This is a genomic window from Aerococcus sp. L_32 (genome assembly GCF_050689315.1).
The window spans coordinates 1-524 of record NZ_JBOEQF010001255.1 but is presented as its reverse complement, the minus strand read 5'-3'; the positions used below and the strand labels follow the sequence as shown (position 1 = coordinate 524).

Annotated in this window: 1 protein-coding gene; it reads left to right on the top strand. The window is 42.0% G+C overall.

Annotated features, from left to right (window positions below):
* Positions 1-524, top strand: a 524-nt coding sequence (locus tag ACRCJ0_RS19195) for a PhoH family protein (RefSeq protein WP_431391814.1), incomplete at both ends; no start/stop codon positions are given.

Genomic DNA, 524 nt, shown 5'->3' with positions numbered 1-524 from the left:
ATGTAGCCTTGATGAATCCAGCATTAGCCGTACAACTATTTGGTACTGAGGACCGTAATCTTTCTTTGATTGAACAAGCTTTTGAGGTGCAAATATTTGCCAGGGATGAGCAAATTGAAGTGACCGGACAAGAAGCGGATGTTGCCCAAGTGATTGATTTACTGACTGAATTACAAGTTATTCTACAATCAGGTATCACAATTGGTGAACGTGATGTGGTTACTGCGATTAAAATGGCAAACAGTGGGACTTTAAACCACTTTGTAAGTCTATATGAAGAGGAAATTGGCCGGACCTTTGAAGGGAAAGCTATTCGAACAAAAACTGTAGGTCAACGTCAATATTTACACGCTGTCAATAAACATGCCATTACTTTTGGTATTGGACCAGCTGGTACCGGGAAAACTTTCTTAGCAGTGATGATGGCCGTTCAGGCTTTAAAACAAGGACGGGTAAAACGGATTGTCCTAACACGTCCAGCCGTTGAAGCAGGAGAAAGCTTAGGTTTCCTGCCTGGTGACTTA